Genomic DNA, 23,944 nt, shown 5'->3' on the forward strand with positions numbered 1-23,944 from the left:
TGGCCCGGCGCCCGGCCACTCAGCCGGCCGGGGCCGCCGTACTCTCGCGCACCACCAGGACGGGCGCCACCGACGCCTGGCGCGGGCTGCCCCTCTCGCCGCCGATCTGCTTGAGAAGCAGTCTGACGCAGTGGCGGCCCACGGCGTCGAAGTCCTGCCGGACCGTGGTGAGGGGGGCGGGGAAGAACGCGGCCTCGGGTACGTCGTCGAATCCGGTCACGCTCACGTCCTGCGGCACGCGCCGCCCCGCCTCCTGCAAGGCGCGCATGACGCCGAGGGCCATCTGGTCGTTGGCGGCGAAGATCGCGGTCGCTTCCGGGCGGCCGGCCAGTTCACGTCCGGCGCGGTACCCCGAGGCCGCGGACCAGTCACCGTAGAGCAGCGGTGGTACGACGGTGCCCGCATCCTTGAGCGAGCGGTGCCACGCCTCGGCCCGGCGGCGCGCCGCGTAGGAGTCGCGGGGCCCCGCGACGTGCCAGACCGTACGGTGGCCGAGGCCCAGCAGGTGCGCCACGACGCTGCGGGTGCCCTCGGCCTGGTCGATGTCTACGTTGGCGTAGCGGTGGCCGGTGTCCCCGTCGGCGAAGACCACGGGGACCGCGGACGGCAGGCGGAGTTCGGGGGTGTCCAGGATCTGCGACTCGATGAGGATGATGCCGTCCACCGACTGGACCATCAGCTGCTGGAACGCCTGGCGCACGGCGGCTCCGGTCTGCGCCCGGGCTCCCATGAAGTTCACGAACAGGTCGGCTTCGCGGGCGGCGTCGGAGATGGCGGCGAAGGTCCTGGCGTTGCCGTAGGCACTGATGTCGAAGCTGATGACGCCCAGCGTGCCGAAACGTCCGGTGACCAGCGCCCGGGCGGCCGTGTTGGGGCGGTACCCGAGCATCTTCATCGCGGCCAGCACCCGCTCGCGGGTGGACGCGTCGACGTTCTCCCGGTTGTTGGCCACGCGGGAGACCGTCTGTGACGAGACCCCCGCCATCGCGGCGACATCGGCCATGGAGGGTGACTGGCGCAGCGGACGGGACCTCGGTGATCTTGCTCCGACCTCGCGCGACATGTGAACCGGACCTCCGAACCCCTGCTCCGAGCCGAGTGCGTGGTGCACTCCGTACGGATGTTAGCGCTGCGCTCCGAAAGGGCGGGCGCTCGCGCTACTCGCCGGTCCTCTTGACACGTCCGCCCACCGCTTCGAAACTCTCCCCACCCTCCTATGTTAACGCAAACATCATGCTGCGCCCGGGAATCCGCTCCCGACAGGAGACCAGCTGTGCTCGGTATCAGAAGAAGGCCCCGGGGCGTCGCCCGGCGCCGCTTACGCACCGCCTCGCCACCTCGCTCGCGGCCGTCGCCGCACTCCTCGTCGGCGGTGCGGCGTCGCCTCCGGCCGCCGCCGCCCCCGTCCGGCCGGCAGCGGTCCCCGTCCGCCTCGATCCCGGTTACCAGCAGGCGCCGTTCGAGGGATGGGGCACCGCACTCGCCTGGTTCGCCAATGTCACGGATGGCTGGCCCGACGCCCAGCGCAACCGGCTCGCCGACGCCCTCTACGGCACCGAAGGAATCGGCCTCACCATCGCCCGCTACAACATCGGCGGTGGTGACAGCCCCGAGACCGAGCCCTACATGCGCGGGGGGCCGGCGAGCGGTCCGGCAACCGATGCATCATCAGGTTCGAACCTCGGTCCGGCGGCTGGTCGGTGAGGTGGATGCGGCGCGGGCATAGGGGCCCTCCGGGGCAGTCGGAATGTGCGGGGACACCCTTGCGCCGCCCATGGGCCGCTGTGAAATGACGAGATGACCGCCGTCCTATGCGTGGCGCGCATGGCAGGAGGAGGCGGCTCGGCCATGCGTGTCACACATGGGACGGCGCACATCCCGTCATTTCACAAGTCGGCCCCGCCGTTCCGAGGATGAGGTCATGACGAACGAGAACCACAGCCGCCCCGTCCAGGACCGCGCTCCCGTGGAGGGCTGGCAGGGCCGCTACTTCGAGGATTTCGCGGTGGGGGACGTGTACCGGCATCCCCTCGGACGGACCGTGCTGGAGACGGACAACTCGTGGATGACCCTGCTCACCCAGAACACGGCGCCACTGCACTTCGACCGGCACTACGCGGCGCAGACGGTATGGGGCCGCCCCCTGGTGGACTCCACCTTCACCCTGGCCCTGGTGACCGGGCAGAGCGTCACCGACATCTCCCAGCATGTGATGGCGAATCTGGGATGGGACCGGGTCCGCCTGCCGAACCCGGTCTTCGAGGGCGACACGATCTACTCGCAGTCGGAGGTCCTGGCCGCACGAACCTCCTCCAGCAGGCCCGACGTCGGCATCGTCCGCGTGCGTACGGTCGGCTTCAACCAGGACGGCGTCATCGTCATCACCTTCGAACGGACGCTCATGGTGTACCGGCGCGGCCACGGGCCGTCGTTCGCCGCCGTCCGACCCGTGTGGGACGAGCGCTCCAGGGTGGCGGCGGGCCTGGAGAGCTGACCGGGGCCGCCACGCGCGCGAGTGCTTCGTCCGGTTCCCGCAGGGCACGGGTACGGGGCCCCGCCGGCCTTCAGGAGGTCGGCGGGGCCCCGTACGAGCAGCTAGCGGCGGCCGGGGCCTCTTTATCCGTCCACCGCTGCCGCGAACTCCAGCAGGTCACGGGCATGGTCCAGGCGGGGCCGGTCGATCATCTCCCCGTCCACCCGGACCGCGGCGCCCTCACTGTGCGCGGCCTGTTCCAGCACCCGGCGGGCCCAGGCGATGTGCTGCGGAGCCGGGCTGTAGGCGGCGTTCACGGCGGCTGTCTGCGCCGGGTGGATGCAGAGCTTGCCGGTGAATCCCCCGGCCCGGCTCGCATACGCCTCGGCGCGTACCGCGGCGATGTCGTCCAGGTGCATGGCGGGACCGTCGACGGGGCCGCGCAGTCCGGCCGCGCGACTGGCGATGACCAGCCTGGTCCGGCAGTACGCCCACGCCTCGGTGCGTCACCCAGACCGGTCTCCCGGCGGAAGTCGGCGACGCCGAAGGCGAGGGCGAAGGTGGCCCTCTCGCGGGCGATGGCGAAGGCGTTCTCCATGCCGAGCGAGGTCTCCACCAGGGCGACGACGGGTGTACCGGCCGGCAGGAGGGCCGCCGTCGAGGCCACGTGCTCGGCGTGCTCGGCCTTCGGCAGCATCACCCCGGCGAAGGCGGGCAGGCCCGCGACGGCTTCCAGATCGTCACGCCAGTGCTCGCTGGTGCGGTCGTTGATCCTCACCCAGACCGGTACGTCGACGGCGCCGACCCGGGTGAGGTGGCGGCGGGCGAGCGCCTTACGTCCAGGGGCGACGGCGTCTTCGAGGTCCAGGACGACCGCGTCCGCACCGGGCCTGTCGCCACGCGGGTAGCGATCGGGACGGTCCGCCGGGGTGAACAGCCACGAGCGGGCGTACCGGGGAGCGAGGGCCATCACATCACCCCGTGGGGAGCGGGCGGGGTGAGGCTCAGGTCGGCCCGGATCATGTGCCCCTGGCCGGACGTCGTGGTCTCCACGCGGTCGGTGAGGTGGCCGACGATGGTGAGTCCCCGTCCGCGCTCCCCGGCCGGACGGGCCGTCGAACCGGACGGTCGCGCTGAGGGAAGGGGGCCACAGTCGCGTACGTCGATCGAAGGTGGTCGCCGGTGCGATCGCGTGGTACCCGGCGAGCAGTGCGGGGATCAGCCAGGTCCCGTAGGAGTGGAGAAAGCCGAGGGTGATGGTCCCGGTGTCGGGATCGATCAGGGTGGCGATGCGCTGTTCCGCGCGCTCCATCTCGCTGATGGCACGCACGGCGTGCGCGCGGAACACCTCACCGTACTTGTTGAGGTGGAGCCGGTTCTGCTTGCGGTCGAACAACGCCACCCCCACCCGCTTCTCCAGGCGGGCGAGCGCGCGAGAGAGGGTGGGCTGAGCGATGTTGAGTCGTTCGGCCGCGGAGGTCACGTGCTCGCACTCGGCGAGAGCCACGAACCACTGCAACTCTCTGATCTCCATGGAACCACCCTACGTGCGGTGCGTGATCCCGTCACGGAGCCGCCGGGGGGACGGGCGCGATCACCGCCGGCCGGGCCGCTTGAGGGGATCGAGGCCGAGGCGCAGCGTGAACCATGCGTGGAGCGCGGGCCTACAGGGCGAGTTCGAGGTAGACGGCGCGATTGTCCTCACGTGCCTTGAGGGCCTTGCGCCATATGGCGAGGGCGAAGGGCGGAACCATGCTGGGAGAGATGTCTTCGGGGAGACAGAAACGGATCTCACCGATCTCCGACTCCTGGAGCGTGATGGCCTGCTGCTGCTCCGGGCTCAGCTCGGGGCCGTCGAAGACGTAGAAGACGTGCGAGCCTTCCGCCCTGGTCACCCAGGCCGTCACGAGGAGATCCCCGATCTCCAGGTCCAGGCCGATTTCCTCACGGACCTCTCGGCGCGCGGCGGCGGCGGGGAGCTCCCCTTCCTCGATGTGGCCGCCCGGCAGGTTCCACCGCTCCTTGTAGACGGGGTTGACGATGAGCACTCGGCCCCGTTCGTCGCTGACGATGGCGGCGGCGGACGCGGTGGCCCTCGCGCGGCTGACGGATGCGGTCATGAATGACTCCTCGGAAGAGATGCCTCTCCAGCAGAAGGGATCTCTGCCGGGACGCCTGGCTCACGGACCGGAGCCCGAATGTGCAAGCACACATCCATGATCCAGTACGCCTGCACGGCGGCCTCGGCACGGGTCAGGGGGTCGCGGGTGTCTGCGGAGCCTGAGTCGGGGCTTCGTACGGGACCGGCGGGTGGCATGCGGCGCCGGTGTCGTCTTCCTCCGTGCGCGGCCAGTACCGTCCTTCGAGGGCCTCGGCGCTGCGGTTGAGCCGGACCAGGACGTCCTCCAGCTCCCGTACTTCCTCAGGGGACCAGTCGGCGACCACCCGGGCCAGGCAGGACTGGTTGACCTCACGGTCTCCGGCGAGCCGGCGCCCGCCTTCGGCGGTGATGCGCAGCTTGCGGGCCATGCCGCCGTCCGGGTCCGCGACGCGCTCGGCCAGCCCGCAGCGCAGCAGCGCGGCCGTCTGACGGTTCACGGTCGAGGTATCGAGCCCGAAGGCCTCCGCCAACTGCCCGATGGACATGGGGCCTTGTGTGTCGATCCGACTGAGCAGCAGGTACGCCGACCGCTCCAGACGCTCGGGATCGCGCTCGCGCCGGGCAAGCACCTGGTGCCGCGAGAGCAGCATCAGCTCCCGCTCCAGTTTCTCCAGCACTACGCCTCCAGCTCCTTCCGGCGCTCCATTATCGCCGACCCGGTAAGCCCGGGGCCCGGCGGACCCCTGCACGGCTCGGCCTGCGGGCGGCGCCGCACGACGGCCGGACGCTGCAATATGCATGATACATAGCATGTGTATTATGCACTCCTCGTTGTCACCGCTACGAGCCACAGCCTCACCCCGGAGGACCCGCATGACCGTCACCACGTCCACCGCCTCCCGCGCCGCCGAGATCCTGTCCCGGCCAGTCACGCTCAACGGCCTGACCGTCCCCAACCGCATCGCGATGGCGCCGATGACGCGGATGTTCTCCCCCGGCGGCGTGCCCGGCGAGGACGTGCAGGCGTACTACGCCAGCCGGGCCGCCGCGGGTGTGGGCTTGATCGTCACCGAGGGCACCTACGTCGGTCACGACTCCGCCGGGCAGAGCGACCGGGTCCCGCGGTTCCACGGCGAGGACCAGCTGGCGGGGTGGGCGAAGGTCGCCGCCGCCGTGCACGAGGCGGGCGGCACGATCGTGCCTCAGCTGTGGCACATAGGCATGGTGCGCAAGCAGGGCGAGGCACCGTATGCCGACGCCCCCGCCGTCGGCCCCTCCGGCATCCGCGTCGACGGCACCGAGGGGACCGGCAAGGCGATGACCCGCGCCGACCTCGACGACGTCATCGGCGCGTTCGCCGACGCCGCCGCGGAGGCCGAGCGGATCGGCTTCGACGGCATCGAACTGCACGGCGCCCACGGCTACCTGCTCGACCAGTTCCTGTGGGAGCGGACCAACCGCCGCACCGACTCCTACGGCGGCAACGCAGCGGCCCGTACGAAGTTCGCCGCGGAGATCGTGGCCGCGGTCCGCGAACGCGTCCCGGCCGACTTCCCTGTGATCTTCCGCTACTCGCAGTGGAAGCAGGAGGCCTACGACGCACGCCTCGCGCAGACCCCGGAGGAACTGGAGGCGATCCTGACCCCGCTGGCGGAGGCGGGCGTCGACGCGTTCCACGCCTCCACCCGACGCTACTGGATCCCGGAGTTCGAGGGCTCGGACCTGAACCTGGCGGGCTGGACCAAGAAGCTCACCGGCCGGCCGGCCATCACCGTCGGCTCGGTCGGCCTCGACGGCGACTTCATCCGCGCCTTCGCCGGCGAGGGTGCGGCCCTCGGCGACATCGACAACCTCCTGGACCGCATGGAACGCGACGAGTTCGACATGGTCGCCGTCGGCCGGGCGCTGCTCCAGGACCCGCAGTGGGCGGTGAAGGTCCTCGGCAACCGCTTCGACGAGCTGAAGCCGTACGATCCGTCGGCGCTCAAGTCCCTCAGCCGGTAGCCGGTAGCCGGTAGCCGTCCGGACGGCCGGTCCAAGGACGCCCCCGCGACATCGGTCCTGCGGGACGAGGAACCGTGCCGCGCCGCACGGGAGGCTCCGGCCCGCATTCGCTGGGGGGTGTACCTGGGTACACCCCCCTCGGCACCCACGTACAGAGACGGCGCGGGGCCGCACCGGCAGAGTCTTCGCAGGCCCGGCGTGACGGACGCGCCGGATGCGATCGACGGGGGGGCCGGGCACGATGCCGGACGGGATACGGGTACGGGTACGGGCGCGGAGTCAGGAACAGTCGCCGACGAGGTGGGCGGCGGAAGCGGGGGTCTTCGTCGCGGTCGCCTTCGTGGGAGCGGGGTTCTGGGGAGCCGTGCAGCCCGCGACGGGGATCCCACCCGAGGTGGTGCAACTGACCCAGTTCGGGCCGGCCGTGGCCGTGGCGGCCGTGGCGCTGCTGTGGCCCGGGCGGATCCGGGACCGGCTAAGGGGCGCCCTGCCCGTACGGGGCCGCCGACCGGCCGCGCGCGACGCGCGGATCCCGGCCGGCCGCCGTACGGCGCTCCTGCTCACGCCCGTCCTCATCACCGCGCTGTGCGCGGGCGGCGGCGCCCTGGCGTCGCCGGGCAACCTGTCCCTGACCGGCCCCTGGGCGCTGGAGAACCCCTTCGCGCTGGTCGTGGCCGCACAACTGGCCGGAGCCTGCGGTGAGGAGATCGGCTGGCGCTGCTACCTCCAGCCGCTGCTGCGCACCCGCTTCGGCCCCCTCGCGGCCTCCTGTCTGGCGGGCGTCGTCTGGGGGCTGTGGCACGTACCCGTCCTCGCTCAGGCACCGGCGTACGCGGCCGGATTCCTGCTGGGCGCCGTCGCGTTGTCAGTGATCCTCGGACTGGCCCTGGAACGGGTCCGCAGCAACCGGCTGTTGCTCGCGGGCACCTTCCACGCGCTGGTCAACCTCGGAATGCTGCTGGTGGCGGACGAGGAGTCCGGGGCGGTGCTGCCCATGGTGCTGTTCGGCGCCGCCTGCCTCACCGCGGCGCTCCCGTGGCTCGCCGCGGCCGCCCGCCGGGCTCCGGCGCACCCGGATATGATCACCGAGGCGGCGCACGGGGCGCGCTGACGTGACGGAACCACGGGTGGGCATGGCGCAGCGGGAGGGCAGCCGGCACCGCGGTGCACGTCCAGGCATCCGGGGCGCCCTGACGGATCTCGGCCGCTGCCAGTTGCTCTCGCTCGCCGCCTTCGCCGTGTTCGGGACCGGCGGCCTCGTGGTGTGCGCGCTGCTCCTGCTGCCCATCGGGATCGGCTTCCCGCTGCTCCCGCCCGCCGCGGCGGCGCTGCGCCGCCTGTCCGACCGCTACCGCGGCTGGGCCGCCCGCTGGACGGGGACCTCGATCAGCCCTCCGGAACCGCTCCCGGATACTCCGTTGCCACCTGACCCCACCTCTCCGCGCGTACCCGGACACCGGTGGCGCCGGGCCGTCGCCCTGCTCGGCGACGAGGGGTTCTGGCACGACCTGCGCTGGGCCTGGGGCGAACCGTGGACGGGTGCCCTGCTCGTCGCCGTGCCCCTGCTGCTCGTCGAGTACGGGGTCTTCGGCGCGCTCGTGCAGCCCTTCGTCTGGCAGCTCCTGGGCGACGGCAACTGGTACGCCTTCGTCCTGGTCGACTCCACCCCCTCGATGCTGGCGGCGCTCCTGCTCGGCCTCGGGCTCGTCGTCACGGGTGTACGTCTGGCTCCTGCCGTTCTGCGCCTGCACTCCCGCTGGAGCGGGCGGCTGCTGACGGCCCCGTACACGACCGAACTCCTCCGCCGCATCGAGCACCTCGCCGACAGCCGAGCCGACGTCCTCGACGTCCAGGCCGCCGAACTGCGCCGCATCGAACGGGACTTGCACGACGGCGCGCAGGCCCGGCTGGTCGCCCTGGGAATGACCCTGGACGAGGCCACCCGGCTCCTCGACACCGACCTCCCGGCCGCTCGCGCGCTGCTGCGCGAGGTGCGCGCCACCTCCCAGCGGGCGCTCCAGGACCTCAGGGAGCTGGTGCACGGAGTCCTGCCGCCCGTCCTCGCCGACCGGGGACTCGGCGACGCCCTGCGCTCGCTGGCCCTGGACAGTCATCTCGACGTCCACGTCGAGGCCGACCTGCCGGGTCGGCTGCCCGCGCCCGTGGAGTCCGCAGGCTACTTCGCCGTCGCGGAGCTGCTCGCCAATGCCGCCAAGCACTCCGGCGCCCCCGAGGTCCGCATCCGCCTGACCCATGCGGACGGCGTGCTGCGGGTCACGGTTGCCGACGACGGCCGCGGCGGCGCGGACCCCGGCGGGAGCGGACTGCGGGGCGTCCGGCGCCGGCTGGACCCCTTCGACGCAACCTTCGTCCTGCACAGCCCGCTGGGCGGACCGACCACCGCGACCTTGGAGATACCGTGCGCGTCGTCCTCGCCGAAGACCTCTTCCTCCTCCGGGACGGGCTGACGCGCACCCTCCGGGAGCACGGCTTCGAGGTGGTCGCCGCCGTCGACAACGGCCCCGCCCTGCTGCGCACGCTCATCGAGGAGGAGCCGGACGTGGCCGTGGTCGACATCCGGCTGCCGCCCACCTTCACCGACGAGGGCCTCCAGGCGGCCCTGGAGGCCCGGCGGGTCCGTCCGGCGCTGCCGGTCCTGGTGCTCTCCCAGTACGTGGACCAGCTCTACGCGCACGAACTGCTGGCCGGGGGCCGGGGCGCCATCGGGTACCTGCTGAAGGACCGGGTCACGCGCACCGCCCAGTTCGTCGACGCGGTCCGCACCGTCGCCGCGGGCGGCACCGTGATGGACCCGCAGGTCATCGCCCGGCTGCTGGCCCGCAGTGACGCGCGCGGCACCACGGCGGAGCTGACGCCTCGCGAGCTGGACGTACTGGGCCTGATGGCCGAGGGCCGCTCCAACGCGGCCGTCGCGCACGCCCTGTTCATCAGCGAGAGCGCGGTCGCCAAGCACACCGCGGCCATCTTCACCAAGCTGAGGATCGAACCGTCCGCGGACGACAACCGCCGAGTGTTGGCCGTACTGGCCTACCTGAAGCGGTAGGACCGCAGAGCGAGTTCGTTGACGCAGCATCTGAGCGTCGTGCGATGGGGCGGGCCGGGCGCTGTTGGGTCACAAACTGTGGGCGACGGGGTGCAGCGGTTCGTACAGCGGAAGTTCGCCGCCGCTGGGAAGCCGGACCGCAGTCAGTTTGCCCCAGCGCTGTTCGCTGACCGGGCGGGTGATCTCGACGCCCTTCGCGCGGAACTCGCCGAGCTGGGAATCAAGGTCGTCGCACATCAGGTAGAACTCGTGCCGGGGTGGGCCATCGGCCGGGTGCACGGCGACTTCGGACGGGGGCAGCTTGAAGATGAGCCAGCCGCCGCCCGCGTCGACGCCGGGGAAGCCGAGGACGTCACGGATGAAAGCACGGTCCGCCTCGGCGTCGCGGCTGTAGAGGATGACATGTGCACCGCTGATCACGGCTGGCCCCTGTTCATCGACGTGCTGACGGTCGTGTCCCCGGCATCCTGGCACGCCAGGGTCGAGAAGGTCCTCGGCCGGGTTCGATGACACGCCGACTGAGTTGAAGGCCGGCGGACAGCGGGATCTGGGATGCCGCCGGCCGTCCCCGCACCCGCCCGGACGCAGTCGCCGGGGACGAGGCGTACTCGTCCCACGGCAACCGCGCCCACCTGACATCACCCCGTCACGGGGCCACGGCTGCCGCGTGTCATACGTCGATCTGCTCGAAGAGGTGCGGGTACGACACGATGTCGTCGGGGAACTCGGCCGCCATGCGCTGGAACTCCGGGCTGCCGAGCGCCTTGGCGAGCGCCTCGGTCGACTCCCAGACCGCGACGTTCATCAGAAGCTGACTGTCCGCCGTTCCCTTGTGCATCTGCAGGGAGACGAATCCCGGCTGAGCCTTCATGAACTCGGCCTGCCTCCGAAAGAGGGCCAGGAACGATTCGGTCCTCTCCTTCGGGACGAAGAAGGTGTTGGCCAGGACGATGGGCCCGGTCTCTTCCTTGAACTGCGCGAACATCGGTGTGTGCGGGTCGAGACTCTGCAGCTTGGCCATTTTCGGTACTTCCTCTCGCTGTCGGTCAGTGGGTGTCACTGGGGCCCGCCTCCTGGGGATGCCAGCGGAGTTCGAGGGTGTTGGTGCCGGGGTCCTGGATGCAGATGGAGGTGGCGGTGCCGCGGGCTCAGGTGAGGGCGGTGACCAGCAGGGTGAAGGCGGCGATGATGACGGCGACGCGGATGTGGTGGTAGCGGTCCCAGCGGTTCATCTGCTCCTTCCAGTCGGCGGGCCGGTTCTCGGGGGTCCAGGTCTTGCTCCGGTTGTTGATCGGGACGAGCAGCAGGATCGACATGATCACGCTGAGGATCAGCAGTCCGGCGGCGGTGACGACGAGGCCGGTGCCCGGGTGGTGCCATCCGGTGATGGCCCAGGCCGCGGCGAGGACGAGCGAGGTGATGTACCAGATCGGCATCACGGCGCCGAGCATCCGGCCTCCGTGGGCGCGGCCGAGCTGGCCGCTGTCCCCGGGGAGTGCGTTGAGGATCCGGTTGATGACGAAGGCGACGGAGAACTCCACCCCCACCATCACGCCGACGACCACGGTGGTGATGACCTGGAGTGCGTTGGGCATGATGACCCCTCCTGGGATCTAGCATCGCTAGGTGTTGAGGCAACGCTAGTACTACTGCCGCTCGATTGTCTAGCGGTGCTAGGATCGATTCATGTCGGTACAGGAACGCAAGCAGCGCGAACGGGCGGACCGTGAGCGCCTCATCGTGGCGACGGCCCGCGAACTCGCCGAGCAGCAGGGCTGGGACGCGGTCACCACCCGCCGGCTCGCCGAGCGCATCGAGTACAGCCAGCCCGTCCTCTACAGCCATTTCCGCGGCAAGCGCGAGATCATCGGCGCCGTCGCCCTCGAAGGTGCCGCCGAGATGGCCGGGGCACTGCGGGCCGCGACCGCCGCCGCGGACGGCCCTCGTACCCGGGTCACCGCCCTCGCCCGCGCCTACCTCGACTTCGCGGAACGCAATCCGGCGGTCTACGACGCCATGTTCCAGCTCGACGGCGGCCTGGCGTTCGCGCACGAGGACACCCCGGAGCCGTTGAAGGACGCCTTCGCCGCCCTGCTCGAGTGCCTCGCCGAGGTTGCCGGGGACGGCGTCCACCCGGGACTGTTCACCGAGGTGTTCTGGGCGGCCCTGCACGGCCTGGCCACCCTGACCCGGGCGGGACGGCTGCCGCCGAAGGACACCGAGCGGAGGGTGGAACTGCTGGTGGACCGGCTCGCCATCATCTGACACCCCACCCCGGCGGGCACGCAGCCGGGGCCCGCGGGCCCCGCCGCCGCCTGCCTGCGGCAACGCTCCTGGTCAGTCGCGCCCACACGGCGCAGCCGCAGATCACCGGGCCCCGTACCCCCGACGGGGCACCCGCCCCGGAAGCTGCGGCGCCCACTGACCTGAACCGGGGACACTCCGCCGCTGTCGCCCTGCACTTCGCGGATGACGGCGGCGGAGCAGGGGCCCGCTCCCCGGGTTTTCAGGGGGTGAGGCGGGCGGCCAGGGTGGGCAGGAGGCGGAGGGCGTTCGTACGGCCGATCTCGGCGCGTTGGGCCTCGGTCCAGCCGTCGAACTCGGCGAAACCGTTGGTGTTCTCGGTGGTGTGGGCGGCGGGCATGAAGGGGTAGTCGCTGCCGTAGAGGATGTGGTCCGTGCCCGTGAGGCGGGTCAGGGCGGGGAGCGCGAAGTCGTTGGCGGACATCGCGATGTCGTAGTGGAGGCGGCCGAGGGTGCCGATGACGTCCTCCGGGGCGCGGTCCTTGAGGTACGCGCCGATGGTGGTGCCGAAGGTGAGGCGGCGGGCCAGGAAGGGGAGGGTGCCGCCGGCGTGCGAGAGGATCATCCGCAGGTCGGGCAGGCGGTCGAGGACGCCGTTGAAGAGCAGGCTGGCTGCGGTGCGGGTGGTCTCGAAGGTGAACTCGTAGAGGGAGACCGGCAGGTCGAAGGTGGCCAGGTCGCGGCTGGGCGGGGCGGCCGGGTGGACGTGGACGGCCGCGCCGCGCTCGGCGATCTCCGCGAAGAGGGGCTCGAACTCGGGGTCGCCGAGGTAGCGGTGGCCGTACGAGGTCAGGACACCGGCACCGTCCAGGCCCAGCTCGTCGAGCGCGTAGCGGAGCTCCTCGCGGGCGGCGGCCACGTCGGGGAGGGGCAGGACCGCGAAGGCGCCGAAGCGGGTGGGGTGCTCGCGTACCAGGTCGGCGAAGTACTCGTTGACGCGGCGGGCCAGCTTCGGGGCGTCCGGGCCGTCGAGGAAGGTGACACCGGGGGCGGTGATGGACAGGACGGCGGCGGCGATGCCGTGGGCGTCCATGACCTCCAGGCTCTGCTCGGGGGTCCACGTCGGGTAGTCCACGCCGGGGATGGCCTTCCGGTCGCCGAGGGCCTCGGCGTAGAAGGGCGGGATGGCGTGGTGGTGGACGTCGATCAGACCGGTGGGTGCGGGCATGCGGAGGCTCCTGGCGTGAGGACGGGTCCGGCGAAGTCTTCGCCGTTCGACGGGCTTCGCGTGGACCATAAGGCCGCGCGGGGCGGCTGCCCTCGGGGCGCGGCCTTCGCCTGTCAACTCCAGGGCGTCGCGGTCGCCGCGGGGGCAGTCCGGTGGCGCTGACGGCGGCGCCGCTCACGGAATACCGTTCCGTCACGTCACTTTGGACGGCTGCCCAGCACCTTCCACCACAGGAGCCAGGCGCCGGTGGCGAAGATCAGCATGTCAGTGGCGATCAGCCCGAGATTCCAGGACGTTCCCAGGTCTGTCAGGCCCACCCCCACGGCGAGGAGTCGGTGAAGGAAGAGCCACTGGACGGCGTCGGCAACGACGAGTACGGGCAGGACCCATGCGGGGCGCCAGCGGGGGCGGGGCAGGGCATGGCCCAGCGCGAACAGGATCAGGACGAGCAGGGTCTGAATGTTGAAAGCCCGGAGGTAGTGCTCCATGAAGTTCCACGGGAGCAGGGTTCCGATCAGCAGCAGGGCGAAGCAGCCGCCGAAGCGGATCAGCCGGGCTCGCGACGGGCTCGACCACGACGGGCTCAAGGACGACGGCCCGGGAGCCACCGCCGCGGCGGCGGTCGGCGGTACCGCGGGAATGGCGGCCTGCGGCGTTCCGGCCGCCCGCGGCTCGGTCAAGGGCGGGGGCGAATGCCGGTGCCGGGACCGGAGCTGGAGCCGGAGCCGGTACGAAGGCGGGCGCACCGGCCGCCGGAGCCGTCATCGTCGGGGTGGATGCCAGCGGCGGAGCCGGGGCATCCGCGGGGCCGGACCAGCTGCCGTGCGCCAGCCGCTCCAGCTCGGCCAGGGCGATCTCGGCCGTGGCCCGCTGAACCGGTTCCTTGGTCAGGCGAGCGGCCGGCAGCGGCGCCAGCGCTCCGGCCCGCAGGGCCGGGCGCGGATCCTGGGTCGCCACCGCGATGCACAGCGCGCTGAACGTCTCGCCGCTGAACGGCGCTTCGCCCTCCACGGCGGCGTAGAGCGTGGCTCCGAGGGCCCACAGGTCGTTCGCCGAGGACGGCGGCCGTCCGAGCAGTTGCTCGGGCGCCATGAAGGCGGGAGTGCGCATCACCGTGCCGGTCCGGGTCAACGCCGTGGTGGCGTCCGGCCATGTGCGCGATGCCGAAGTCGGTGATGATCCGATACCAGAGACCCACTTCGCCGCGAGCTACCGCCAGTCGTGGGCCCTGCGCTTCGGCGCCGGCACCTACGCCGAGGTGCCGCACTCGCGGGCCCTCGACATCGCGGGCGACCTCACCCTGGAGGTGTTCCTCACCGTTGACGCGCTGGGCACCGCCCAGGGCGTACTGTCCAAGGGCCGGATCGACGACGGCCGCGGTACCAAGGTGCCGTACCAGCTCGCCGTGGACACCGACGGCGCCAACGCCTCGACGTCCGGGGGTCCCGGGGGTGGTGCGCGTGTCCCATGGTGGGGCGGGTTCGGGCGAGACGGTGCTGGTCACGGGCCTGGGACGGGTGTCCCGTCCCAGGGAAGTGCCCGACTTCTTCCCTGGGACCGCCGGGGGTGCGTAGGGCCGTTCCGGGTGTGGAACAGTCCTCACTGCCGCCGCACATCCCATTCGCGGTTCGTCATGGCCGGGCTGCCGCCACGGCCTCACCACGCAGGAGAACAAGCCCCGATGCGTAGAAGGCTCACCGCCCTCGGCACCGCCGTACTGTTCGCGGGACTCGGCCTGGCCACCGCACCCGCCGCCTCCGCCGCCCGTCCCGGAGCGGTCTGCGGGCAACACTCCACCGACGAGCCGATGCTCCGGTACGGCGACAGCGGCCCCGCGGTCAAGGCCTTGCAGTGCGAGCTGAACCGCACCCTGCGCTGGAGCAACCTCGACGTCGACGGGATCTTCGGGCAGCAGACGTACAACGCCGTGATCAGGTTTCAGGACAGCGACTGCATGGACATCGACGTAGACGGGATCGTGGGTCCGGTCACGTGGAACCTGCTGGACCGCTGGAGCACCACCGCCCAGACCATCTGTTGAACGTTTGCCGCCGCCGGGGGCCGGCCGCTGTCCTGGCACACTGTGCGGCTGCTCACCGCGGGCGAGGGGTGACTGGGCAGTCGGGAACCCTCGCATGATCGACCTCCGTGGCAAGCTCCAGCCACGATCCGATGCCGGACCCGGGATGCGGGTCTTCGGCCACCCCAGGGGGAACCATCTTGACCACCCGTCACACCGCTCGACTGCGCTCGCTGGCGTTCGCCGGAGCCCTCGCCGCCGCTTCCCTCTGCTCCATCGGGACCGCCTCGGCCGAAGGAAATCCCGTGGGCGCGGACAATGCCGGCACCCTCCAGTCGATGGAGAAGTGCGCGGACCAGTCCGAGGAATTCAGGTTCCGTTTTTACTACAACTCCAACAACCGCGGCGCCTGGATCAACATAGGCCATGACGTCTACGACCTGGCACGGATCAGCATGGGCGGCAGCAGCAACCAGGAGTACGCCCTGCAGTTCTGCGACAAGGGCAACGGTGCCTACGTGAACGTGGCCAACAACGCCGCCTCCGTCTACAACTGGTACCGGGGCTACTGCGCCACGGTCCACTACAACTCCGGCTACCGAGGCGCCACCGACCGCATCTACCCCAACAACAGCGCCGATCTCGGTGCGACGAAGAACAACAACAAGTCCATCGACTTCGACGCCTGCTGACCCGGGGACGGGACCGCACCGATGCAACGAAGCCACCGCAGGGCCGGACTCTCCGTCGCCCTGGCCTTCGCAGCCGTGTGGGCGGCGGGCTGCACGGCCGGCAGCGCTGGGGGCGGGGCCGGACCTGCGGTGTCCCGGCCCGCCTCGCCACCGCCCTCCGACGCGGGGAGCGCGGCCGATCCCGCCACCTGGGAGCTGCCCCTCATGCGGTACGCGCCCACGCCGGCAGAGGAACGGACCCTGGCGCGCGCCGAGGAGGGCCTCGTACAGCAGTGCGCGGCGGGCTTCGGCGTGCGGCTGCCGCCCGAACCCGAACTCCCGCCGATCGGCGGGAGGAACCTGATGGACTGGCGCTACGGCATCCACGATCCGGCGCTGACCTCCCTGCGCGGGTACCAGACGGACGCCGCCCAGCAGGCCCGTTACGACGCCTCCCTGCGCGAGGCCTCGCGGACGCCGCGGTCGGCGCCGGACACCGACGTCCTGCTGATGGGACGGGACATCCCGCCCGATCTGCTGGCCAGGGCGAGTCCGGGGGTGCGCGACGGCGTCTTCGCCGGCAAGACGATTCCGCAGGGCGGTTGTGTCGGCGAGGCCCGCCGCACGCTGTACACCTCCACCAGGGGCGTGTCGCCCCTGGTCCGGCAGCTCAGCAGCGACTCGTACCCGAAGTCGGCCGAGACCCCGGAAGTCCGCGCGGTCTTCGAGCGGTGGTCGCGCTGCATGGCGGAGAAGGGCTTCACCTACGCCAAGCCGATGGACGCCAACGACGACCCGCGTTTCCGGCCGCGGCCCGATCACACCGTGACCTCGCTGGAGACCACCACAGCCCTGGCGGACCTGGGCTGCCGCACCGCCGGACACGTCGCCGAGACCTGGCACGCGGCGGAAGTCCGCGTCCAGCAGGAGTCCATCGCCGGCCACAGCGGCGCGCTGGACGCCGACCGGCAGGCTCTCGACCGTTCCCTGGCCGTCGCCGCGCAGGTGCTGGCCGCTGCGGGTCCGCCGCAGCCCAGCGCCCCCGCCGCGGGGGCCCGGGGCTGACCCACGCGTCCGATCGCCCCGGCGCGCCCACATCAACTCCGAAGGAGAGAGATGAAGTTGCACCGCAGAGCGCGTGCGCCCCTCGCGGCCCTGGCCGCCGGGGTCACGCTCAGCGCGCTGCTCCATACGACGGCCCGGGCCCAGGAGTCGGGCCCGCCCGCACCGGTGCCCTCGGCCAAGGCGGCCGCCGACTCTATGCGCATACCCGCCCCGGACCGCGACAAGGTCCTGGGCAAGGGCTGGCAGAAGTCGGCCGACCGTGCCTGGACCACCAGCGGCGACGGCACCGGCTTCCACGTCCTGACGGCGGTCAAACGCGACGGGTACGCATGGCGCACGGCCGCCACCCTCTCGGAGCCCGGCTTCGACGCCGACACCTGGATAGGCAACGCCTGCGTCACCGGCTCCGGTACGCGGGCCGTCGTCGCGTACGCGCCCCGTACGTTCACCAACAAGCCGGATCTCATGGCGCGCGGAGCCTTCGCCGCCATCGTGAACCTCGAAACGGGCGCGGTCACCAAACTGGCCCACCAGGTGTCGCTCGCGTACTTCTCTCCGGGCTGCGGCACCGGCGAGAAGGCCGTCTTCACCCAGGCCGGCGACGAGAGCCGCAATGCCACCCGCCTGATCACCGTCGACGCCGCGACCGGTACCGCGGCCCGGCCCCTGGAACTGGCCGGGCAGGTCACATCCGCCGTTCCGGTGGGCGACGCGATCGTCGCGGCGGACGCCAACCGCCTGGTACGGATCACCGCCGACGGCAACCGCACCCAGATCGCCCGTACACAGGCGATCCCCTTCCTGCTCAAGCCAGACGCGCAGGGCGGCGTCGTCTACATGGACCGGGGCCAGAAGGCGGGCTCGACCGGCCGGGTGCTGCGCGTCGCGGCGACCGGCCCGGCGACCGTGAGCCGCGTCCCCTTCACGGCGGCAGCGCCCGCCCTGCCCGCCGCGGCGGCGACGGCCGAGCCGCAGCTGCTGGCCACCGGTGAACTGACGGGGATGGACCTCACGTCCAGTGCCACCGGGCACGTGTACGTCACGGGCAAGGCGAAGTCGGCCGCGACACTGCCGGCCACGGTGCACCTGCGACCAGACGCCCCGGCGGACTCCGTGGCCACGACCCGGGGCGAGTCCCTCGTCACCAGGACGGCCTGGGCCGACGGAAACGCCATGGCCACCTCGTCGCCGGGCCGGCCGACGGCCGTCACCCTGGCGACGGCGGCCACGGGCAAGCCGTACGGCTTCACGGTCGGACCGAACGCCGATGCCCTGAGCACCTCCGACGAGGGCTCCCGGCGCTCGCCGGCGCTGCCCGGTCCTGACCCCGGCCCCGGCACGGCGGCCCACGCGAAGGGACAGGCCCCGGCAGCCGCGGCCGGCGTCGCGGCGGCCGGTGCCGCGGCAGGCGGCGGCTTCGACGACGCCCAGCGCTACTGCGCGGTCGCCCGCAACGACCCCGCCAAGCAGGCGATACAGCCCAAACCGCGCCAGGTCGAATGGGCCGTGGACCAGGCGATCACCGGGAACCTCAACAAGTGGATCTCCCGGCCCGCGAACTGGAAGAACCTGGGCATGGCGGCGTACCAGCCCCAATTCCTCTTCCCCCTCCACGACCTCGACGGCGGCGGCCGCATCCCCGCCCAGGTGATGCTCGGCATCACCGCGCAGGAATCCAACATGTGGCAGGCCTCCCGCGTGGTGGTCCCCGGGGTCACGGGCAACGCGCTGATCGGGAACTACTACGGCATCAAGTACGCCTCCAACGGCCAGCAGGTCGACCCCTGGGGCATCAACTGGGCCGAAGCCGACTGCGGCTACGGCGTCACGCAGGTCACCGACGGCATGCGGCTCGCGGGGAAGGAGAAGACGGGCGAGACGGCGATGAGCGTCACCCGGCAGGAGGCCGTGGCGCTCGACTACACGGCCAACATCGCCGCAGGCGTGAACATCCTCGCCGACAAGTGGAACGACACCCGCCGCGCGGGGCTGGTCGTCAACAACGGGGATCCGAAATACCTGGAGAACTGGTTCTTCGCCCTGTGGGCGTACAACTCCGGCTTCTACCCCCAGTCCAAGGCCGGCGACAACCACGGCGCCTGGGGGGTGGGGTTCACCAACAACCCGGCCAATCCGCTGTGGAAGGCGAACCGCAGGCCCTTCCTGCAGGCGGCAGGCGGTGGAGACAATTACGCCGACGCCGCGCACCCGCAGGACTGGCCGTACCAGGAGAAGGTGCTGGGCTGGGCCGCCCGGCCGCTGTCGGCGATGGAATCCCCGGGCACAATGGTCGCCGGGTACCGGCAGGCCTGGTGGAACAACGACTACTACCGCACCACGGTCAAGCCGCCGGAGGGGCTCTTCTGCACGGCGGACAACCAGTGCGATCCCTCCAAGATCGGCCCGGACGACAGCAACGATCCCGGCAAGGGTGCCTGCACCCGTGACGACCTCTACTGCTGGTGGCATCAGCCCGTGACGTGGAAGAACTGCGCCAACGGCGAGTGCGGCAGCGAGACCCTGCGGTTCAACGCCACCTATCCGGAAGAGGCGGACGGTACGGCGTACCCGCCCAACTGCGGTACCGGGGGGCTTCCGGCCGATGCCCTGATCGTCGACGACGTCCCCGCCGGAACCCCGGTGCACCGGCCCAACTGCACCGTGCCCACCACCACGGGCACGTTCAGCCTCGACTTCGGCTCCGAGTCCGCCCAGATCGACCTGCACCAGCTCGGGGCGGGATTCGGCGGCCACTTCTGGTTCGGGCACACGCGCGCGGACGACGAGACGGGCCGGCGGCTGAAGCTCACCGGTACGTGGAACCTCGGCAGGCCCATGCCCGGCGGCCAGGCCAAGGTCCTCGTCCATCTACCCGACCACGGAGCCCAGACCCAGGAGGCCACGTACGAGGTCAAGACCACGCAGGGCTGGCAACGTGTCGCACCGCTCAACCAGCTGCTGGCAGGGGCGAAGGGGACCAACCGGTGGGTGGAGCTGGGCGCGTACCAATTCAACCAGTCCGTTCCCGAGGTCCGGCTGAGCAGCTGGAGCGTCCAGGGGAAAGGCAGCGACGACATCGCGTTCGACGCCGTCGCCTTCGTCCCCGGCGACTACTCCGGCATGCCGTCCATCTCCTTCCCGGACGACAACCCGAACGCGCCGGACATCGACTACGACGTCCAGCCGCTGGATCCGGCGTCCGCTCCCGTCTTCACGTCGGCGACGCTTCCCGGGGCGGCCAAGGCACTGAGCAGCGCCGCCGCCGAGACTCCGCAGAACTGCGCGGACGCGATGAAGAAGGCCAAGGCGGGCAAGTCGCTGTGCGTACGGCAAGGCGCGCCGGCGGCGGCGCCCGCACAAGGGGGCCCCACGCAGGCGCCGCCTGCGGCGGGCGCGGCTGCCCCGGGCGCCGGAGCGTCGTGTCCGCTGCGGCAGAACGTCTTCAACCGCTACCTCGCCTGCTTCGCGAACACCACGCCCATCGAGGTGGTGCTGCTGAACAACGGCAAGCCCGTCGGAAGCGCCTTCTGGAACATCGAACAGCGCATCCAGCTGTACAAGGACGAAAACAGCATCGACCAGACCATCACGATCAACGCGTTGAAGGTGGACCCGGCACTCGCCAGTGTGACGGTGGAGTGGGAGCCCAAGTGCACCGGCGCCTGCACCACCGGCAAGGTGCTGTGGAACGGTTCGCCGACCTGGGTGACCGGTGTCGACCAGCACTCGTCGACTGTCGGCGCCGCCCAGTACTGGACCGGCACGACCGGTGTCAGCCAGCTGAACCTGTCCTGGCAGTTCACGTTCCGCTCGCCGTCCTCGCCCGACACCGGCATCTTGAACTGGTCGGATCCGGACGCCGCGGTGCGCTGCGACGTGATCATGGGCAATGAGGAAGTGCCGCAGACCAAGCCCGGCTGCGTCTTCAACCGGTACGTCCCCACCCGGACGCTCAACACGGCCAAGCGTCCGGCGGCGAACGCCCTGTACTGGCTGCTGATGGAGAAGCTGAAGAGCCATCCCGGCAGCAAGAAGTACAACAGCCCGCTGCACCGCCTGGCCGACGAGACGGCGGCGCAGAAGAACAGGGACAAGATCTGCGACAGCACGTTCGTCCCGCATCCGACGGGCACGGCCGACAAACCGTCGTGCGACGAGTACCCGTTCGCGAAGTCGCGGGAGAGCGGCGGCAGCACGCTCACGTCCGGGAAGGAATGCGCGCAGTTCTACGCCGAGAAGTCCGGGAACCGCTGGCAGCTGAAGTACGACCCCAACTTCAACTTGCCGACCTGGCAGGAGCCGTGCGGCCGCGGAAGCATCCCGCTGCTCCAGAACACCGGCGCGGGAGGTGAGATCGGCCGCTTCACGACGGCCATGCGCCTGCACGACGGGGACGCCTACTTCCTCGACGTGCCCGGCTTCGCCAACTGCAGCCCCACGAGCTGCGACCTGCCGTAGCCGACCGGCGGGGGGTGTGCCGGGGGACGTCTCCCCCGGCACACCCCCCGCCGACCCGGATCCGACCGGCCACGACCAGCGGGCGACCCGGCTGCGACCGGGCCCGTCCGCACCATGGGAGAAGAGGGCCGGTTCCGGCTTGTACGGGGCGCGCGGGCGGTGCGATCCTTCCGCCATGTCGCCCACACAACTGCCGGATTACGGGGAGGTCCTCGCGGAGGTGAGGGAAGTGCGGCGGGCCGGGATCGTCCGACTGCGTGAGCTCCGGCTCCCGGTACTCAGCGGCATGTCGGCCGGTCCGGGGGAGGCCGGCTCGGGAGAGCCGCACTTCCCCGCCGTCGAGCGGCTGTTGCGCACCGCAGTCGCCGCCATGGGCGGGGGCACCCTCCAGGAAGCCGCCGAGTACAGCCTCGGCCTCGCGCGCGGCACCCGGGACTGGCCCCCAGCCGACCGGCGCAGGCGGGCCGCCCAGGTGTACGGGGTCAGCGTGGAGCGCTTCCGCAAACACCAGGAGCTGATGGTGCTCGGGCAGGTGGCCGAACAGCTCGTACGCGCCGCCGCAGGCTCCTTACCCGGCGACGGCGCCGGCCGTCCGCCCGTACTCGGCGGGACGAGCCGTCAACTGGCCCCCAGCCACCGCCCGGTCACCGTCCGCGCGGGCGGCCGCGAGCACCGGCTCACCCTGCACGTGCACCCCGCCGACCTGCTGCGCGACATCGACGTGGTCGTCTCGCCCTCGAACACCCACTTCGCCCTGCCCGAGCCCTACAAGTCCTCCGTCGCGGCCTCCCTGCGCCGCGCGGGCGCCGTACGGGATCCGGCCGGCCGGATCGTCGAGGACCGCATCCGTGACGAACTGCGGGCCTGGACGGACCGGTACGCCCCGCGAGGACTCCCCGTGGCGCCCGGCACGGTCGCCGTGACCGGCGCCGGGGCCCTCGAAGAGCAGGGTATCCGCCATATCCACCACGCCGCCGTGGCGGTACCCCGCCCCGGCACCAACGACTACGACGTCCTGCCGGCGGACGTCACCCGCGCCGTCACCCGCGTCTTCGCCCTGCTGGCGGGCGGCGGCCCCGGCCGGACCTCCGTATGCCTGCCCCTGATGGGCGCCGGCCGTGGCGGCCTCGCCCCCGCCGACAGCCTCGCCGCCGTCTGGGCCGCCGTCGAAGCCGAGCTGGCCCGCGGCGGCGACTGGGACGTCCACCTCCTGGTGCGCAGGCCCGAACGCGCCGACCTTGTGGTGGAGTTGCTCACGACTCCGGAGGGAAGCCGGACATGACCGACCCGTACGCGCGGCTGGCCGCCGCGGCCGCCGACTGGGACGAGCTGCGCCCCCGCCTGGACCCCGCCGCCCTGCGCCGACTCGCTCTCCTCCTCACCACGTTGCGCACGGAGACAGGCGCAGCCGCCCGACGGCGCGCCGCACTGCTCGCCGCCCGGCTGCTGGAGGAGCGGCTGCCGGACCGGTTCCCCGGCGAGAGCCGGCTCACCGCCGCCCCCGATGCCCCCGATGCCCCCGCCGCCGACCATCTCGGCTTCACCGCCGATGACCTGGCCGTCCTCGTCCTCGACGGGCACCGCATGGCCGGGCCTGTCCTCGGGGAGGTCCGCGACCGTCTTCTCGCCGCCCCCGCCCTCGGAGACGCCGAAGTCCTCGAAGCCGGCAGCGACCCGTACGCCCCGTACCTGATCCGGCTGCCCGCCCCCGGCGGGCTGATCCGACTGCCCGCCTTCCAGTTCACCGCCGGCGGACGGGTCCGCCCGGCCGTCCGCGAGGTCAATCTCCTGTTGGGCGCGGACGAGGACCCCTGGGGCGCCGCCGACTGGTGGCTCTCACCGAACGCCTGGCTGGCCGGGTACCCGGCCCCCGTCGCCCTGCTGGACACCCCCGACGAGCAACGGCTCGCCGGTACCGCCGCGTTCCTCGCCGAAGGGGAGTAGCCCGTGCCCAACTACCGGCCGCCCGCCGAGCCGGCCGGCACCCCCGCCAAGGTGACCCTCGCCGCCGGCACCCCGCTCTACCGGGTGCACTCCGCGCGCCGGCCCGGAAGCTCCTTCAACCCCGTGCCCGCCCACTGCCTCTACGGCGGCGGCCGCTTCGACTCCACCTCCTGCGACCGGTACGGCTACCTCTACGCGGGGCTCACCCCGCAGGCCGCCGTCAGCGAGAGCGTCCTGCACTCACTGCCCTTCGACCCGTCGGGCGCGGCCCGGCTGGTGCCCCGGGTGGCCGTCACCGGCCGCCTGCTCTCCGAGCTGCGCCTGACGGAGTCCCTCGACGTCGTCGCCCTGGTCACGGGGCAGGACCTGGCCGCCGTCCACCAGGACGGCTGGCTGGTGCAGGCGGAGGCCCGCGACTACCCGTACACCCGCGACTGGGCGCACTGGATACGCCGACACACCGACCCGTGGGCACAAGGCTTCCTGTGGTCCTCCAAACGGGAGCCGGGCGAGCGGGCCCTGGTCCTCTTCGCCGACCGCTGCCCGCCCGCCGTCCTGGCACCCACCGGCGAGGATCCGGTCGACTTCACGACGCCCGAAGGCCGCCACTGGCTCGACCGGATCCTCCTGCCCTACCACGCGCGCCTCGCGCCCTGAGCCCATGGAGGACCC

Annotated in this window: 24 protein-coding genes; 14 read left to right on the top strand and 10 right to left on the bottom strand. The window is 71.7% G+C overall.

Translation table 11 applies throughout. The features are described from left to right. Positions 1 to 19: 19 nt before the first annotated feature. Entirely contained in the window at positions 20 to 1,003 is a 984-nt protein-coding gene (locus OG509_RS01955) for a LacI family DNA-binding transcriptional regulator (RefSeq protein ID WP_406179508.1), read from the bottom strand. Positions 1,004 to 1,233: 230 nt separating this feature from the next. Between OG509_RS01955 and OG509_RS01960 the strand changes: the two genes are divergently transcribed. Both OG509_RS01960 and OG509_RS01965 read left to right on the top strand, forming a co-directional pair. Continuing rightward, positions 1,234 to 1,704: a hypothetical protein gene (locus tag OG509_RS01960; RefSeq protein WP_406179509.1), complete on the top strand. Its 471-nt coding sequence runs from the start codon at positions 1,234 to 1,236 to the stop codon at positions 1,702 to 1,704. A gap of 217 nt (positions 1,705 to 1,921) precedes the next feature. Next, entirely contained in the window at positions 1,922 to 2,494 is a 573-nt protein-coding gene (locus OG509_RS01965; protein ID WP_406179511.1) for a MaoC family dehydratase, read from the top strand. Between the two features lie 122 nt (positions 2,495 to 2,616). Here the strand turns inward: OG509_RS01965 and OG509_RS01970 are convergent, their stop codons facing one another. The 4 genes from OG509_RS01970 to OG509_RS01985 all read right to left on the bottom strand — a co-directional run bounded on the left by OG509_RS01970 (position 2,617) and on the right by OG509_RS01985 (position 5,224). Next, positions 2,617 to 2,790 (bottom strand): hypothetical protein, encoded by a 174-nt coding sequence (locus tag OG509_RS01970; RefSeq protein ID WP_406179513.1) that lies wholly within the window; start codon positions 2,788 to 2,790, stop codon positions 2,617 to 2,619. After that, positions 2,787 to 4,007, bottom strand: a complete 1,221-nt coding sequence (locus OG509_RS01975; RefSeq protein WP_406179514.1) for an aldolase/citrate lyase family protein — start codon at positions 4,005 to 4,007, stop codon at positions 2,787 to 2,789. The genes OG509_RS01970 and OG509_RS01975 overlap by 4 nt, the downstream gene beginning before the upstream one ends. A gap of 130 nt (positions 4,008 to 4,137) precedes the next feature. Next, complete coding sequence (locus tag OG509_RS01980; protein WP_406179516.1) at positions 4,138 to 4,593, bottom strand: NUDIX domain-containing protein; 456 nt, start codon at positions 4,591 to 4,593, stop codon at positions 4,138 to 4,140. A 133-nt stretch (positions 4,594 to 4,726) separates the two neighbouring features. Then, complete coding sequence (locus tag OG509_RS01985) at positions 4,727 to 5,224, bottom strand: MarR family winged helix-turn-helix transcriptional regulator (protein ID WP_406187445.1); 498 nt, start codon at positions 5,222 to 5,224, stop codon at positions 4,727 to 4,729. 223 nt (positions 5,225 to 5,447) lie between these two features. Here OG509_RS01985 and OG509_RS01990 point away from each other — a divergent pair, with 223 nt between their 5' ends. The 4 genes from OG509_RS01990 to OG509_RS02005 all read left to right on the top strand — a co-directional run bounded on the left by OG509_RS01990 (position 5,448) and on the right by OG509_RS02005 (position 9,642). After that, positions 5,448 to 6,578 carry an NADH:flavin oxidoreductase gene (locus OG509_RS01990; protein WP_406179518.1) on the top strand — a complete coding sequence of 377 codons (1,131 nt, stop codon included), beginning with the start codon at positions 5,448 to 5,450 and terminating at the stop codon, positions 6,576 to 6,578. A 214-nt stretch (positions 6,579 to 6,792) separates the two neighbouring features. Further along, positions 6,793 to 7,689, top strand: coding sequence for a CPBP family intramembrane glutamic endopeptidase (locus OG509_RS01995; RefSeq protein ID WP_406179520.1), 897 nt, complete (start codon positions 6,793 to 6,795; stop codon positions 7,687 to 7,689). 1 nt (position 7,690) lies between these two features. Beyond that, positions 7,691 to 9,046 carry a sensor histidine kinase gene (locus tag OG509_RS02000; protein WP_406179522.1) on the top strand — a complete coding sequence of 452 codons (1,356 nt, stop codon included), beginning with the start codon at positions 7,691 to 7,693 and terminating at the stop codon, positions 9,044 to 9,046. Continuing rightward, the gene (locus OG509_RS02005; RefSeq protein ID WP_406179523.1) at positions 8,998 to 9,642 is read left to right on the top strand and encodes a response regulator; all 645 of its coding nucleotides are present in this window, start codon (positions 8,998 to 9,000) and stop codon (positions 9,640 to 9,642) included. The genes OG509_RS02000 and OG509_RS02005 overlap by 49 nt, the downstream gene beginning before the upstream one ends. Positions 9,643 to 9,711: 69 nt before the next feature. Here OG509_RS02005 and OG509_RS02010 read toward each other — a convergent pair whose 3' ends face one another. From OG509_RS02010 to OG509_RS02020, 3 genes are all read right to left on the bottom strand, one after another. Continuing rightward, on the bottom strand, positions 9,712 to 10,062 hold the full coding sequence (locus tag OG509_RS02010; RefSeq protein ID WP_406179525.1) for a VOC family protein: 351 nt from the start codon (positions 10,060 to 10,062) through the stop codon (positions 9,712 to 9,714). Between the two features lie 250 nt (positions 10,063 to 10,312). Further along, entirely contained in the window at positions 10,313 to 10,663 is a 351-nt protein-coding gene (locus OG509_RS02015) for an antibiotic biosynthesis monooxygenase family protein (protein WP_406179527.1), read from the bottom strand. A gap of 127 nt (positions 10,664 to 10,790) precedes the next feature. Beyond that, a complete protein-coding gene (locus OG509_RS02020) occupies positions 10,791 to 11,237 on the bottom strand; it encodes an anthrone oxygenase family protein (RefSeq protein ID WP_406179528.1) in 447 nt (148 codons plus the stop codon). 91 nt (positions 11,238 to 11,328) lie between these two features. Here OG509_RS02020 and OG509_RS02025 point away from each other — a divergent pair, with 91 nt between their 5' ends. Further along, positions 11,329 to 11,907, top strand: coding sequence for a TetR/AcrR family transcriptional regulator (locus tag OG509_RS02025; RefSeq protein ID WP_406179530.1), 579 nt, complete (start codon positions 11,329 to 11,331; stop codon positions 11,905 to 11,907). 241 nt (positions 11,908 to 12,148) lie between these two features. Here the strand turns inward: OG509_RS02025 and OG509_RS02030 are convergent, their stop codons facing one another. Both OG509_RS02030 and OG509_RS02035 read right to left on the bottom strand, forming a co-directional pair. Then, a complete protein-coding gene (locus tag OG509_RS02030) occupies positions 12,149 to 13,114 on the bottom strand; it encodes an amidohydrolase family protein (RefSeq protein ID WP_406179532.1) in 966 nt (321 codons plus the stop codon). Between the two features lie 197 nt (positions 13,115 to 13,311). Continuing rightward, positions 13,312 to 13,794, bottom strand: coding sequence for a hypothetical protein (locus OG509_RS02035; protein WP_406179534.1), 483 nt, complete (start codon positions 13,792 to 13,794; stop codon positions 13,312 to 13,314). A gap of 344 nt (positions 13,795 to 14,138) precedes the next feature. On the opposite strand from OG509_RS02035, the gene OG509_RS02040 reads away from it, so the two are divergent. The 7 genes from OG509_RS02040 to OG509_RS02070 all read left to right on the top strand — a co-directional run bounded on the left by OG509_RS02040 (position 14,139) and on the right by OG509_RS02070 (position 23,929). After that, positions 14,139 to 15,155, top strand: coding sequence for a peptidoglycan-binding protein (locus OG509_RS02040; protein ID WP_406179536.1), 1,017 nt, complete (start codon positions 14,139 to 14,141; stop codon positions 15,153 to 15,155). 179 nt (positions 15,156 to 15,334) lie between these two features. Continuing rightward, positions 15,335 to 15,826, top strand: a complete 492-nt coding sequence (locus OG509_RS02045; RefSeq protein ID WP_406179538.1) for a hypothetical protein — start codon at positions 15,335 to 15,337, stop codon at positions 15,824 to 15,826. 21 nt (positions 15,827 to 15,847) lie between these two features. After that, on the top strand, positions 15,848 to 16,870 hold the full coding sequence (locus OG509_RS02050; RefSeq protein WP_406179539.1) for a hypothetical protein: 1,023 nt from the start codon (positions 15,848 to 15,850) through the stop codon (positions 16,868 to 16,870). A 51-nt stretch (positions 16,871 to 16,921) separates the two neighbouring features. Continuing rightward, positions 16,922 to 21,328 (top strand): hypothetical protein, encoded by a 4,407-nt coding sequence (locus OG509_RS02055; RefSeq protein ID WP_406179541.1) that lies wholly within the window; start codon positions 16,922 to 16,924, stop codon positions 21,326 to 21,328. A gap of 175 nt (positions 21,329 to 21,503) precedes the next feature. Then, positions 21,504 to 22,610, top strand: coding sequence for a hypothetical protein (locus OG509_RS02060; protein ID WP_406179542.1), 1,107 nt, complete (start codon positions 21,504 to 21,506; stop codon positions 22,608 to 22,610). Further along, positions 22,607 to 23,272, top strand: a complete 666-nt coding sequence (locus OG509_RS02065) for a hypothetical protein (protein WP_406179544.1) — start codon at positions 22,607 to 22,609, stop codon at positions 23,270 to 23,272. Before OG509_RS02060 ends, OG509_RS02065 begins: the two co-directional genes overlap by 4 nt. A 3-nt stretch (positions 23,273 to 23,275) precedes the next feature. Further along, positions 23,276 to 23,929, top strand: a complete 654-nt coding sequence (locus OG509_RS02070) for an RES family NAD+ phosphorylase (protein ID WP_406179546.1) — start codon at positions 23,276 to 23,278, stop codon at positions 23,927 to 23,929. Positions 23,930 to 23,944: the final 15 nt, after the last annotated feature.

Origin of the sequence: Streptomyces sp. NBC_01006 (assembly GCF_045162725.1) — a bacterium.
In the GTDB taxonomy this organism is placed as follows: Bacteria; Actinomycetota; Actinomycetes; order Streptomycetales; family Streptomycetaceae; genus Streptomyces.